Source organism: Pantoea sp. FN0302 (assembly GCF_050113775.1).
Lineage (GTDB): Bacteria > Pseudomonadota > Gammaproteobacteria > Enterobacterales > Enterobacteriaceae > Mixta > Mixta alhagi.
On sequence record NZ_JBNJSM010000001.1, the window covers coordinates 1,139,465 to 1,151,709 of the forward strand.

The 12,245-nt window shown below is 50.3% G+C and carries 13 protein-coding genes; 7 read left to right on the forward strand and 6 right to left on the reverse strand.

The genetic code is table 11. From position 1 onward, the window contains the following. Positions 1–25 precede the first annotated feature (25 nt). Positions 26–1,675, forward strand: coding sequence for a malate dehydrogenase (quinone) (gene mqo, locus ACQE32_RS05235; protein ID WP_426972597.1), 1,650 nt, complete (start codon positions 26–28; stop codon positions 1,673–1,675). Positions 1,676–1,801: 126 nt separating this feature from the next. On the opposite strand, the gene ACQE32_RS05240 is transcribed toward mqo, so the two are convergent. The 6 genes from ACQE32_RS05240 to ACQE32_RS05265 form a co-directional block, all read right to left on the reverse strand. Continuing rightward, positions 1,802–2,182: a tellurium resistance protein TerW gene (locus ACQE32_RS05240; RefSeq protein WP_427021437.1), complete on the reverse strand. Its 381-nt coding sequence runs from the start codon at positions 2,180–2,182 to the stop codon at positions 1,802–1,804. Between the two features lie 95 nt (positions 2,183–2,277). Further along, the gene (locus ACQE32_RS05245) at positions 2,278–3,219 is read right to left on the reverse strand and encodes an HpcH/HpaI aldolase/citrate lyase family protein (protein ID WP_426972601.1); all 942 of its coding nucleotides are present in this window, start codon (positions 3,217–3,219) and stop codon (positions 2,278–2,280) included. A 2-nt stretch (positions 3,220–3,221) separates the two neighbouring features. After that, positions 3,222–4,307 carry a cysteine protease StiP family protein gene (locus tag ACQE32_RS05250; RefSeq protein ID WP_426981695.1) on the reverse strand — a complete coding sequence of 362 codons (1,086 nt, stop codon included), beginning with the start codon at positions 4,305–4,307 and terminating at the stop codon, positions 3,222–3,224. Then, entirely contained in the window at positions 4,304–5,086 is a 783-nt protein-coding gene (locus ACQE32_RS05255; protein ID WP_427021438.1) for a hypothetical protein, read from the reverse strand. The genes ACQE32_RS05250 and ACQE32_RS05255 overlap by 4 nt, the downstream gene beginning before the upstream one ends. Beyond that, positions 5,079–6,212 carry a phosphoribosyltransferase domain-containing protein gene (locus ACQE32_RS05260; RefSeq protein ID WP_427021439.1) on the reverse strand — a complete coding sequence of 378 codons (1,134 nt, stop codon included), beginning with the start codon at positions 6,210–6,212 and terminating at the stop codon, positions 5,079–5,081. Before ACQE32_RS05260 ends, ACQE32_RS05255 begins: the two co-directional genes overlap by 8 nt. Positions 6,213–6,221: 9 nt before the next feature. Further along, a complete protein-coding gene (locus ACQE32_RS05265; RefSeq protein ID WP_427021440.1) occupies positions 6,222–7,313 on the reverse strand; it encodes an ATP-grasp domain-containing protein in 1,092 nt (363 codons plus the stop codon). Between the two features lie 308 nt (positions 7,314–7,621). Here ACQE32_RS05265 and ACQE32_RS05270 point away from each other — a divergent pair, with 308 nt between their 5' ends. The 6 genes from ACQE32_RS05270 (at position 7,622) to ACQE32_RS05295 (ending at position 12,195) form a co-directional block, all read left to right on the forward strand. Further along, the gene (locus ACQE32_RS05270; RefSeq protein ID WP_426973067.1) at positions 7,622–8,200 is read left to right on the forward strand and encodes a TerD family protein; all 579 of its coding nucleotides are present in this window, start codon (positions 7,622–7,624) and stop codon (positions 8,198–8,200) included. Next, positions 8,200–9,360 carry a TerD family protein gene (locus tag ACQE32_RS05275; protein WP_427021441.1) on the forward strand — a complete coding sequence of 387 codons (1,161 nt, stop codon included), beginning with the start codon at positions 8,200–8,202 and terminating at the stop codon, positions 9,358–9,360. The genes ACQE32_RS05270 and ACQE32_RS05275 overlap by 1 nt, the downstream gene beginning before the upstream one ends. A gap of 13 nt (positions 9,361–9,373) precedes the next feature. Beyond that, a complete protein-coding gene (locus ACQE32_RS05280) occupies positions 9,374–9,829 on the forward strand; it encodes a tellurite resistance TerB family protein (protein ID WP_085071737.1) in 456 nt (151 codons plus the stop codon). A 34-nt stretch (positions 9,830–9,863) separates the two neighbouring features. Further along, complete coding sequence (locus ACQE32_RS05285; RefSeq protein ID WP_426972610.1) at positions 9,864–10,907, forward strand: TerC/Alx family metal homeostasis membrane protein; 1,044 nt, start codon at positions 9,864–9,866, stop codon at positions 10,905–10,907. Between the two features lie 58 nt (positions 10,908–10,965). Continuing rightward, positions 10,966–11,544, forward strand: coding sequence for a TerD family protein (locus tag ACQE32_RS05290; protein WP_426972612.1), 579 nt, complete (start codon positions 10,966–10,968; stop codon positions 11,542–11,544). Positions 11,545–11,619: 75 nt separating this feature from the next. Continuing rightward, complete coding sequence (locus tag ACQE32_RS05295; protein ID WP_426972614.1) at positions 11,620–12,195, forward strand: TerD family protein; 576 nt, start codon at positions 11,620–11,622, stop codon at positions 12,193–12,195. Positions 12,196–12,245 lie beyond the last annotated feature (50 nt).

The window sequence follows — 12,245 nt, forward strand, 5'->3', positions numbered from 1 at the left end:
AACTGCGACATATTGAAGACTAAGCATGATTAAATCAACAAAAGTACTGCCTTCGCTTTCCCTTTTGGCTCTGCTAGTAACTTCTGCAGCGCATGCTGAAACTGCACCAGAGAAAACCGATGTTTTACTGATCGGCGGCGGCATCATGAGCGCCTCATTAGGCACTTTCCTTGAAGAACTTCAGCCTGACTGGAAACAGATCATGGTTGAAAAACTTGACGGTGTCGCGCTGGAATCATCCAATGGCTGGAACAATGCGGGTACCGGCCATTCAGCAAATATGGAGCTGAACTATACGCCAGAGCGTCCGGATGGTTCAATCGAAGTTAAGAAAGCTTTAGAAATCAACGAAGCTTTTATGATTTCCCGTCAGTTCTGGACTGCACAAGTTAAAAAGGGCGTGCTGAATAATCCGCACTCATTTATTAACTCCACTGATCATATGAGTTTTGTCTGGGGCGATAAAAACGTTGATTACCTGAGCCGTCGTTATCAGGCTCTGCAAAAAACCGTTTTGTTCCAGGGCATGAAATTCTCTACCGATCCTAAGCAGATTGCGCAATGGTCTCCGCTGATTATGGAAGGCCGCGATCCGAAGCAGAAAATAGCCGCAACCTGGACGCCGGTCGGTACCGATGTTAACTATGGTGAAATTACCCGTCAGTTGATTGGCAGCCTGAAGAAGAATGATAACTTCAAGCTGGAAACCTCTTCTGAAGTTACCGATTTCAAACGTAACAGCGATAATTCCTGGCATGTCACCATCAAAGACGCCAAAAATGGTGAAACGCGTAGCGTTGACGCCAAATATGTCTTTATCGGCGCTGGTGGCGGGGCTCTGAAGCTGCTGCAAGAAACCGGCATTCCTGAAGCAGATAAGTATGCAGGCTTCCCGGTCGGCGGCTCATTCCTGGTAACGGAAAACCCGGAAATTGCGCAACGTCATAACCAGAAAGTGTATGGCCAGGCTTCCGTTGGTGCACCGCCAATGTCTGTGCCGCATCTGGATTCCCGTTATCTGGATGGCAAAAAGGTTGTCCTGTTTGGACCGTTCGCAACGTTCTCAACCAAGTTCCTGAAAAATGGTTCACTGTTTGATCTGCTGAGCACCACCACTACCAAGAATGTTATTCCGATGACAAACGTGGGCATGGATAACTTTGATCTGGTTAAATACCTGGTCGGTCAGGTTATGCTGAGTGAAGAAGACCGTTTCGCCGCGCTGAAAGAGTATTATCCCAACGCGAAGAAAGAAGACTGGAAACTGATCCAGGCAGGTCAACGTGTACAGATCATCAAGAAAGATGAAGAGAAGGGCGGCGTGCTGAAACTGGGAACCGAAATTGTGACCGATCAGCAGAAAACGGTAGCGGCATTGTTAGGTGCTTCCCCGGGCGCATCAACTGCAGCTCCGATTGCGCTGGATGTGGTTAAGCAACTCTTCCCGGAGCAGTTCAAATCTGCGGAATGGCAGGAAAAAATTCGTAAGGTTGTGCCGAGCTACGGCAAGAAACTGAACGACGATCCTGCGCTGGCACAGCAGGTGTGGAACGACACGGCAGCTACTCTGCAACTGACTAAACCGCCGGTGATTAATATGGCAGGTAAATCCGCTGAAGCACCGGCAGCAGAGACGTCAAAAGCGTCAGAGCCGCAGTATAATATGGCTCTGTAAGGCGAGCTTAACAGGCGAGTGCATCAATAAGTAAGCTTTGCATTCCCTGGTATGGCAAGTAAAAAGGCGGGTTTAAAACCCCGCCTTTTTATTGCCCGCTTTATACGACCCACTACCGATCTTCAGCTATTTTTTCTTACTGCCAAAGTGGTTTTCCACGAGCCATTCAACGACCTGACTGCGGTTCATTCCGTTGCGATAGCCATACGTCTCTATTTTGCGGAGCACGGAAAAACGCAGCGACAGAGAGACCGGTTTTTTTCCTTCCTTGTCCAGCACAACACTCTGACCGGTTGTTGATGACCTGGACTGCTCACGCATGGTCATCGCCTCGCGCATGTATTTTACAAGCTTGGGCGTAATCGTACCTGCCCCGATCATCTGGTATTTAGCGCTGGCTTTGTGAAACTTTATTTCGGCATGAAATTCTTCTCTGATGTCCCTTAAATCGCGAATAAATGTAGGTTCGGAACAGTCTATTTCCTGAAACAGCGCATCCTTACTCACGGGTTTTCCCGTGCTTAATAAAACGATCAGTTTGTATTGTCTGTACTGTTTAGCGCTCAGGGACATAACACACCATAGTGATAATAAGCACGCACCTACTGGCGCGTGGCAAAAAACACATTGTCAAACTGTTTCACAATTCCACAATGCTTCGAGCGCTCAAGGACCGATGTCGCCCAGCGCCAGTGCGTCGCCGGTTCACACATTGCTCCCTGAGATTTAAACACAGCCTGGGTTGAGTTAAGAATGCGCAGCGCATCTTCATATTCCTCTTTTTCAACCATCAGACCACGATGAATCAGTTCAAGATGCGAAGGGTGAATCGCTGTCTTACCCACTAAGCCGTGGGCGATATCCAGCGCCAGCTCCCGCTCCAGCAGTTCGATATTGTCGATCTGTTCACAAACTGGCGCAGTCAGTGAAAAACCGCGAGGCGCAAAAACCGCAACCAGCATTTTCACTACATATCCCATAGGCCCGTCGTAAAGCGTCAGATTTTTCGGGCGTCGCATTGAAATCACACTCATCAAATCGTTCCCACCGATACGAAGAGCAACGATTCTCTCCCGCGCGGGATGCTGCTCCAGCGCAATGGCAAGCGCGTTCATCGCATTCACGTCAAAGACCTCTCGCGTTTCAAGCGTTGGCATCATCGCGAGATGGGTTGACCCGAGAATTTGCCACCAGCAGGATAAGTTAGCGTGGGTAAACTTTGGCAAAACAAAACCATCAATACCGGTCAGTTTATATTTGCTGACGAGCATCGCTGCCATCTCTTCTTGACGCGGACGGATAAAAACAAGAGGACGTTGAGCGGCCTCATCGGGGCCGACGTTTTCACTCAGCTCCTGAAGCAGCGCGTCGAGATTCATTAAGGCCGGTTCAAGATCGGATTCGCTTACCGCATCCTCCAGGCAGACAACCAGCGAGCGGAGTTCGGGTATTTTTCCGTGCAGAATGATTTCAGCAAGGTCGCTACGCGTGGCAGGCATATAGAGGGTTGCACCCAGCATGAAAGGGGAAATGCATTTTTTCATGATCAGGCCACCTTTTTGATGATGGTTACGGCGCGGTAAAACCCAATAGTATCGCCAACTTCTTCAACCGTGATCCCTTTCTGTTCAGCCAGATAAAGCAGCAGAGAGACATCATGATCGGCTTTATTACTCACCAGGACATGATCCGGAACGCGGCGCAAAACCGCCCGAGTCGCTTCCGCAATACCTGGCTTAATCCGGTTGATGTTCGCTATGTGGAATTTCTCTGCCAGCTTTTGTATGACCTTCTGGCTGATGCCGGACTGGTTATGGCATTGGGTTGAGAAGGGAAGGGCAGCGGGCACGGTACCGACATTAATCTGCTTTCGGAACTGATCAACGGTGTCCACCAACAGGGTGCTGCACTCATATTCACGCAGGTGCTCACAAAAAACGCAGCCGTGGAAGCCGGTTTCAGTCCATATGGATCGGGATACCATGCCGGAAACGGGAGCGCCCATAATGCCAAAAGGGATGAGCCAGTCATTATCTGAGGCCGCTATCCATGCGCAGCCAGCAGGATCGGCAAGGACAGCCAGGCGCGGCATTTCAGGATAACCGGGACGGTTTTTAAGACTTTCCGTCAACTGACCGGTGATGGTGCCTTTTCCCGTCCAGCCGTCCACAAAGACAATCCCATCAGTACCGTGACGGGCTTCGATCACAGCGAGCGCCTCAGTATCGATACCGCGGTCACGGATAATACTGATGCCGTAATGAAAAGAGAGATACCCCATATCCGTGATGGCGCGTTGAAGCATCACGCCTAGCGGCACGCCTGCGCGCACCAGACTCACCAGAATAACAGGGCGAGCCTGAACCTGTTCTGTCAGTCCTTTGGCCAATGCGATAACTTCGCGCGCCATTCTGCCCGCGCCAACGTCCAGAGCCTTACCAAACAACTCAAGATGGGCCGGGGTCGGGGCCGGCTCCTGGCTCAACATATCGGAATAATGCTTCTGGCCGGACTGGATCAGTCGCTCTTTTTCTTCCACTGAAGTCATTTCGATCTCTACCGGTTCCAGCAGAAACTGAATATCAGAAGGAAGGTAAGTGCCATGAAACGGTTTAAGTGTCTTGCCCGTCATATTGTCTTATCCTCACGAAACAATCTTTCGTTAATGGCCTCTGCAAACTGACTGCGGGAAGGCATCCCAAACCAGTGGCAGTGCTTCATGAACGTGTGATCGCTTAAACTGTCTCCCAGCCCCAAAACCGGAAACGCCCCTCGCTCATCCCGCAGTTTTTTCAGTAACCATTCCACGGCCAGTCCCTTCTGCACGCCAGCCGGGATCCAGGCGATGTTATTCCCGTTCGAATGAATGTAAAAGCCTTCGGTATCAAGCTGTTGCATCATCACCTTATTGAAATCATAAAGCGTCTGAATTTTCGTGCTGTCCCTGTGTTTCATGACGAAATAAACCGGCGTGCCGTTATATTCAACATTCATCCTGCACCATGCATCAATACCCGCTTCAGCCAGCTTGTCGCTCAGCATCTGCCGGTAGCTCACCAGCCGGTCATGCATGGTGGCAAGTCCGGACATGATAATATCCTGCCATTCCCGGTTAACCGTGCCGTCCGGATTAGCGATTACCGCACCATGCGTCATCACTTTCCATGATGTGAAGGGCACGGCGACGCGGGCGGTTTCTTCCGTCCCACGCGCCGTGACAGGAATAAGCTCAGCGGTAGAGAGAAGCCAGTCAACCAGCATCGCCTGCTCAGTTGACATAAAGCTTCTGGGCTGGCGTTCACGATCGTATGCACCAATACGAACAGGCTTCAGGTGCATTTCATTGAGCATTTTGCGTCTGGTCTGAAAAAGGGTGTCGTCAAGGTCACACAGGGCAACGGGCTTATTCATAACTGATAACCTCTACGCGGGGGGAGATTTTTCTGAGTTGGGCGAGCAGCTCCGGACAAACTGTATCAACCGGCGTTTCCACACACACAATCACTCGGTCGTAAGTGTGGTGAGCAATGTTATAAATGAAGTTAGGGATGCCTAACCCATAGTTGTCTGTAAACGCGATGACAGATTTTATCGCCATACCGATGGCTATAGGCGATCGGGTAAGCGAACCAAATCGAACCTCAGCGCCGTCGTTCTCCAGACGCTCAGCGAGCAGGAAAGGCTGCCAGACGAACTCTCCGGAACCAATAACCAGAATTCTTTCTCCTTTCTCGGTGCGTAATGCATCCCCCAGATTGCACGATGTTTCATGCATTCCAAGTCGTCCCCAGTCCTGACGTTTAGCGAGCGAAGCAGACCCGCGTGCCGTGACGTTTACAGAGGGCATCACCGGTACCGGCGCGTCCGGGCAAGGTGTCCAGCTCCAGCTACCTTTAACCAGCGACACGACATCAACAGGCAGAGGGCAATTCTGTGAGATAGCCTCTCCACTCCAGTCGGTAAGCGTCACGGTGACAACGCGAGCCAGGGTGTCCAGGCCGGCATCACGTAATGCCTGGAGAAGGTTAAGGAACGTTTTACCCGTTGTGGCTTCATCATCAATCAACACCAGCGTTCGGGCATTTTTCGCACGCTCACGCAGCGTTGCATCTTCAGGATGGTAGATAAGATGATCGGTGGCATGGCTGTGATCTTCTTTAAATTCGCACAGCAAATCACCGTCTACAGGATGTCGGGTGCTGGTAAGGAAAACCGATTGTGCAATGCACTTACTGGCCTCGCGGAAGACACCGGCTGCGAGGCCAACGGCCGTTTCGGCCATGCCGATAAACAGTACGGGTTCAGGCAGATCGGCTGGCATACCCGCGGCAAGATTAACGTAGCTTTTGTTCATCACGGTGGGAGAAACAGGGATATGACGTCCCAATACCTTGCTGACAAATAAAAAAGCCCGCCTGGGATTTCTGCGCTCAGCAATGTCAAATAAGGTGTCCAGACATACGTCGCTGGTGGTTTTAACCGTTAACGTACCGCTTGCCAGTTCTCGTTGATAAATCTGCTGTTTTGACTGTGACATATCTCTGCCTTAAACCTCAGATGAAACATTGTCTGGCGTGCTGATCTCAACGACCGGCAGCGGTTTGACATTGTGAGTGGAAATGACCTGTAGAGATTTGAATAACCCCAGCTTCTCGGTCGTTTCGCTGTCGTTTAACAAGCCCAGCTGGCGCAAGGCAAACAGGCCGGGCAGATTTATACCGCTAAAGGCAGTGTATCCAATGCCACCAGAAGGCCGAAGATTCGCTTCGAGCAGCACCGGTTCGCCCTGGTCATTGTCCCGCGTCTGTATATTGATCAGGCCGTCAGCCCCCAGTCTGTGTGCACATGCCTGTGCCAGTTGAAATGCAGCACCCTCATTTTCAAATGCCTGCACTGACCCGGCTTTGCGTCTTGCCACTGCGGCAATGACACGGCCTTTTTCAACCAGCATATCTGTTGAGCGCTCCGGGCCAGGCAGATAAGGCATCACAATCTGTAACGGCAATTCTTCTTGCGCAGCTACGGCGCTGCGCAAAGCAGTAAGAAGGATGTCGGGATGCATATGGCGATGCTCAGGATTATTAAAAAACGCAAGTTGCTTAACGCTACGTTTCAGCACCCAGAAACCCATACCATATATGCCACGAACGGGCTTAATACAGGGAAGCAGCCCTTTGGACTCCAGGCTGGAAATGGCATCGGACACTTCTTCAGGCGTCTGAACCTGAATTGACTTAACGGAAGCAAGCCCTGCGCAAAACATCTGTTCGCTGAACAGCGTTTTGTTATCAGCCAGCTCAAAAGTATCTACGTGACAAGCGCCGGTCGTTAACTTAACGCCAAGTGTTTCAATATCCGCCCGCATTTTTTCCATCAGCCAGCCACGCTTGCCTGCATGAATGGCAACCACATTGTGTTTCTCACATACGCTGGTAATGAAAGACAACAGATCATCATTGTCGGCGGGTTCGATATATGAAAAGTCAGCTTCAGAAAGGATTTCAGGCCGCTCATTACGATGAGAAGCAATCAGGGTGAAGACATAGTCTCCCTCAGTGCGGGCCTGTTTGACCTGCTTAAGTATATCTTTCTGTGATGAAACACCTTCCATAAACCAAACAGCAGCAGGTCTAACCATTCTGTCGAAGTCCTTACGTCACGTTAAAAACACAAGAGGGTCAAGTGTAGGCATAAGCACAACTTTTATCAATCATAATATGATTATTAACTGAGCGTTGTAACAAATGTGTGATTTCCTTGAATTGCAATAACTTCCATAACGCAAATTTAACTTATTTTACCCTTTTATTCATACATATATAAATAGAAAGTTGTCATATGATGATTGTTTTCTTGCACTATAAAAACGTCATGTTATGATTTCATAGCTTTGAAATTAATCGGCAATTTTTACTACGGCAAAACACCTATCAGTAAGGGGACATGATGGTATCTCTCAGTAAGAATCAGACGATTTCGCTGGCTAAATCCAGCAGCGCGATTTCACAAATTCGTTTCGGCCTTGGCTGGGATCCTGCTAAAAAAAAGGGACTGTTTGGCAAACTTCTCGGCGGTGGTGACAGCATTGACCTCGATGCCAGCTGCGTGCTGCTCGATAATGCCGGTAACGTGCTGGATACCGTCTGGTTCCGCCAGATGCAGTCTAATGATGGCTCCGTGAAGCACAGCGGTGATAACCGCACGGGTGAGGGCGATGGCGATGATGAAACCATTATAGCTGATCTGTCCCGCCTGCCTGCTAACGTTGAACATCTGGTTCTGACGGTGAACAGCTTTACCGGCCAGTCTTTCAATGATGTAGAAAATGCTTTCTGTCGTGTGGTTGATCAGCAGGGTAAAGAGCTTGCCAGGTACACGCTGACTGAACAAGGCTCTCACACGGCGGTCATCATTGCGTCCCTGCACCGCAACGGCGGTGAGTGGAATTTTACCGCCCACGGTAATGCATCGCGTGGTCGTACCATTCAGGACATGGCGTCCGACATTAAAGCGGTAGCACGCTAATGAACCTGATGCCGGGGGGCAATGCCCCCGTTCCCAACCAGTCGCTGGTGGTGCGGATTTCCGCTGGCACCCCCATTGATGTCTCCTCTTTCCGTTTGTACGACACCGGTAAGGTACGCGGCGATCTGGATATGGTTTTCTACGGTCAACGTGAAAATGACGATAGCACCGTTCGTTACTCTTCATCCGGTAACGAAACCATGTTTACCGTCAGCCTGCCGCAGCTGCGATCTGACGTTCAGAAAATTGCTTTTACGGCTACGTGTGACGCCGGCAAAAACGTCTCTCAGGTCGAGCGTCTTGCCATACAGGTAGAAGCGAACGGCAATGCCATCCTTCTCTGTGATGTTGACTTGGCTGGTCGCACTGAAGCCGCGCTTATTCTGGGTGAGCTGTATCGTCGTAACGGGGAATGGAAGTTTCGCTTTGTGTCACAGGGCTTCAATGGCGGGTTGAAACCGCTGGCCGAGCATTTTGGTGTGGATGTTGCCGATGCGCCATCGGCTCGTTCGACGCCAACGCCAACGCCAACGTCTTCCCCTACGGTGAATCTCAGCAAGGTGAGCCTTACCAAAGAAAAGCCGTCTATTAGCCTTAAAAAGAAGGATGATTACGGCCAGATCCGCGTGAACCTTAACTGGAATCAGCGCGTGGGCAATAACAACGGTGGCTTTTTCAAAAGCATGTTCAATAACAATAAAGGCATCGATCTTGACCTTGCCGCGTATGTTGAACTGTCAAACGGCTATCGCACTATTGTTCAGGCGCTTGGCAACAAATTTGGCAGCGTGCGTGATGAACCCTATGTAGAGCTTCAGGGGGACGATCGTACCGGTGCAGTCAGTAACGGCGAATGGATATATATCAACGGTACTGAATGGAAGCACATTCGTGAAGTGCTGATCTTCGCTTTCATCTATGAGGGCGTGCCGAGCTGGGAGAGCACGGACGGTTCCGTTACTATCCACGTTCCGGATCAGCCCCCTGTGGAAACTTTTATGACGGAAGGGAACAACCGTCAAAATATGTGCGCCATTGCACGTCTGATAAACGAAGGTGGCGCAATCCGTGTAGAACGTATCAATCGCTATTTCAGCGGTCACCAGGAGCTTGATCAGGCTTTTGGCTGGGGATTTAACTGGAAAGCGGGTTCAAAGTAACCTGGGGGTAAACATGAGTTTTTTTAATACGCTTAAAGAGAAATTTAACGCGGGTCGCGATGAGCTAACTAAACAGGTAGGCCGATATAAAAATCGCGCCTTTCTGGAAGGTACGGTTGCCGTCTGCGCACGCATTGCAGTTTCGAGCGATGGCGTGAGCGCAGAAGAAAAGCAAAAAATGATGGGCTTTCTTCGTGCTTCGCCTGAACTCAGCATTTTCGATACAACAGAAGTGATTACATTTTTCGAAAAACTGGTGACATCCTTTTCTTTCGATCTGGAAGTTGGGAAGGGCGAAACCATGAAATACATTCTGGCATTAAAAAACAAGCCGGAACAGGCACAACTGGCTGTACGCGTAGGTATCGCCGTTGCCAAAAGCGACGGCAATTTTGATGAAACCGAAAAAGCGAATGCGCGCGAAATTATCGAAGCCCTGGGCTTCCAGACAAGCGAATTTGGCCTTTAACGGGTAATAATTTTAAGTCTCTGGAGTTGATCACATGCAATCCACCCACATTGGGTTCCCGATAGAAACGGTCGCGGTGTTTTTACTGCTTTCAGTTGGTGCCATTTTCATCGATTTGTTTATGCACCGTCATGACAAGCCTATCTCCCTGAAAAGCGCCGCTGCATGGTCGGTTTTCTGGATCCTGATGGCGCTTGCTTTTGCGGGCTTCCTGTACGTTCATCATGGTGCGGAAGTCGCGAGTCTGTTCGTTACCGGTTACGCGCTTGAAAAAGTGCTTTCAGTAGACAACCTGTTTGTCATGATGGCTATTTTCTCGTGGTTTGCTATTCCAAACAATTACCGCCACCGCGTGCTGTATTGGGGCATCATCGGGGCGATTGTGTTCCGTGGTATTTTTGTCGCCATCGGCACCAGTCTGCTTGCGCTTGGCCCTTGGGTTGAGGTTGTGTTTGCCCTTATTGTTGGCTGGACAGCAGTAATGATGCTGAAAAGCGGCGATGACGGTGACGAGATCGAGGATTACTCTCAGCACTTTGCTTACCGAATGGTGAAACGCTTCTATCCAATTTGGCCAAAACTCAAAGGCAGCGCATTTGTGCTGAGCCAGAAAGAGGTTGATGCGGAGCTGGCTAAACCCGAAAACGCCGACGTTCAGGTTGGCCGCCTGACCAAAGCGGGACGTTACGCCACCCCAATGCTGCTTTGTTTAGCTGTCGTTGAGCTTTCAGATGTGATGTTTGCGTTCGACTCTGTGCCAGCCGTTATCGCGGTCAGCCGTGAGCCACTGATTGTATACAGCGCAATGATGTTCGCTATTCTTGGTCTGCGTACCCTGTATTTCGTACTGGAAGGGCTTAAGCAATATCTCGTTCATCTGGAAAAAGCGGTTATTGTCCTGCTCTTTTTCATCGCGGTGAAACTGGGCCTGAACGCAACAGATCACTTCTTCCATCACGGTTATTCAATCAGTGCGACCGCCAGCCTTTATGTGGTAATGGGGGTTCTGGTACTGGGCATTATTGCAAGCCTGCTTTTCCCGGGTAAAGAAGAGCAGAATGACGAAGAACGCGGCTAAGCCGCGTCGTTAATCAAAGCATACCGAGTATGCATCACGACGATTTGAGGAAAACAACATGGCAGTGACTCTCTCTAAAGGCGGTAACGTATCCCTGGCTAAAGTGGATCCGTCACTGAAAAACGTGAAGATCGGTCTGGGCTGGGATACGCGTTCTACTGACGGTCAGGATTTCGACCTGGACGCATCCGCTTTTCTGTTGACCGACGCAGGCAAGGTTCGCGGTGATAACGACTTCATTTTCTATAACAATCTGAAATCTTCAGACGGTTCCGTTACCCATACCGGGGACAACCGTACGGGCGAGGGTGAAGGTGATGATGAATCCCTGGTGATCGAACTGAATCGTGTTCCGCAGGAGGTGACCAAAATTGTTTTTGTGGTCACCATTCACGATGCTGCAGCTCGTCGTCAGTCGTTCGGCCAGGTCGCCAACGCCTTTATTCGCCTGGTAAACAACGATACAAACGTTGAAGCCGCACGTTATGATCTCTCCGAAGATGCCAGCACCGAAACCGCGATGCTGTTCGGTGAGCTGTATCGTCATGCCGGTGAGTGGAAGTTCCGTGCCGTAGGCCAGGGCTATGCTGGTGGACTGGCATCCGTGTGCGCCCAGTATGGTATCAACGCGTCATAAAACGCGTTTCGCATTTACGCAGTAACTTACGCCCACATTATCGGGGCAACAGACCAAAGCAAAGAGGATTTCATAATGGCAGTTAATCTGACTAAAGGCGGTAACGTAAACCTGTCCAAAGAAGCACCTACCATGACCAAAGCGATTGTAGGTCTTGGCTGGGATGCGCGCGTCACTGACGGACAGTCATTCGATCTGGATGCGTCGGTGTTCCTGGTAGGCGCGGAAGGTAAAGTGCTTTCCGACCAGCACTTTGTTTTCTTTAATAACAGCACCAGCCCGGATGGTTCAGTTGTCCATCAGGGCGACAACCGTACCGGTGAAGGTGCGGGCGATGATGAGCAGGTTAAAATCTCGCTCTCTACCGTACCGGCTGACGTGCAAAAAGCGGTCTTCGCAGTAACCATTTACGATGCGGAAACCCGTAAGCAAAACTTCGGTATGGTATCTAACGCCTACATCCGTATCGTTAACGAAGACAATAATACCGAAATCGCTCGCTACGATCTGTCTGAAGATGCCAGCACTGAAACGGCGATGATCTTCGGTGAGTTGTATCGTCACAACGGTGAGTGGAAATTCAAGGCCGTTGGGCAGGGTTTTGCGGGTGGCCTGGCAGCGCTGGCTGCACAGCATGGCGTCTCTGTTTAAGCGAGAGCAAATTTCAAGCCTCTTCCCTGTGAAGGGGCTTTTTTTTGCCT

What these genes read in the sequence shown, in the direction of transcription:
- ACQE32_RS05290 (WP_426972612.1), top strand. Translation starts at nt 10,966, where the DNA reads ATGGCAGTGACTCTCTCTAAAGGCGGTAACGTATCCCTGGCTAAAGTG.
- ACQE32_RS05270 (WP_426973067.1), top strand. Translation starts at nt 7,622, where the DNA reads ATGGTATCTCTCAGTAAGAATCAGACGATTTCGCTGGCTAAATCCAGC.
- ACQE32_RS05250 (WP_426981695.1), bottom strand. Translation starts at nt 4,307, where the DNA reads ATGACGGGCAAGACACTTAAACCGTTTCATGGCACTTACCTTCCTTCT.
- ACQE32_RS05260 (WP_427021439.1), bottom strand. Translation starts at nt 6,212, where the DNA reads ATGTCACAGTCAAAACAGCAGATTTATCAACGAGAACTGGCAAGCGGT.
- ACQE32_RS05265 (WP_427021440.1), bottom strand. Translation starts at nt 7,313, where the DNA reads ATGGTTAGACCTGCTGCTGTTTGGTTTATGGAAGGTGTTTCATCACAG.
- ACQE32_RS05255 (WP_427021438.1), bottom strand. Translation starts at nt 5,086, where the DNA reads ATGAATAAGCCCGTTGCCCTGTGTGACCTTGACGACACCCTTTTTCAG.
- ACQE32_RS05275 (WP_427021441.1), top strand. Translation starts at nt 8,200, where the DNA reads ATGAACCTGATGCCGGGGGGCAATGCCCCCGTTCCCAACCAGTCGCTG.
- ACQE32_RS05285 (WP_426972610.1), top strand. Translation starts at nt 9,864, where the DNA reads ATGCAATCCACCCACATTGGGTTCCCGATAGAAACGGTCGCGGTGTTT.
- ACQE32_RS05295 (WP_426972614.1), top strand. Translation starts at nt 11,620, where the DNA reads ATGGCAGTTAATCTGACTAAAGGCGGTAACGTAAACCTGTCCAAAGAA.
- ACQE32_RS05280 (WP_085071737.1), top strand. Translation starts at nt 9,374, where the DNA reads ATGAGTTTTTTTAATACGCTTAAAGAGAAATTTAACGCGGGTCGCGAT.
- ACQE32_RS05245 (WP_426972601.1), bottom strand. Translation starts at nt 3,219, where the DNA reads ATGAAAAAATGCATTTCCCCTTTCATGCTGGGTGCAACCCTCTATATG.
- mqo (WP_426972597.1), top strand. Translation starts at nt 26, where the DNA reads ATGATTAAATCAACAAAAGTACTGCCTTCGCTTTCCCTTTTGGCTCTG.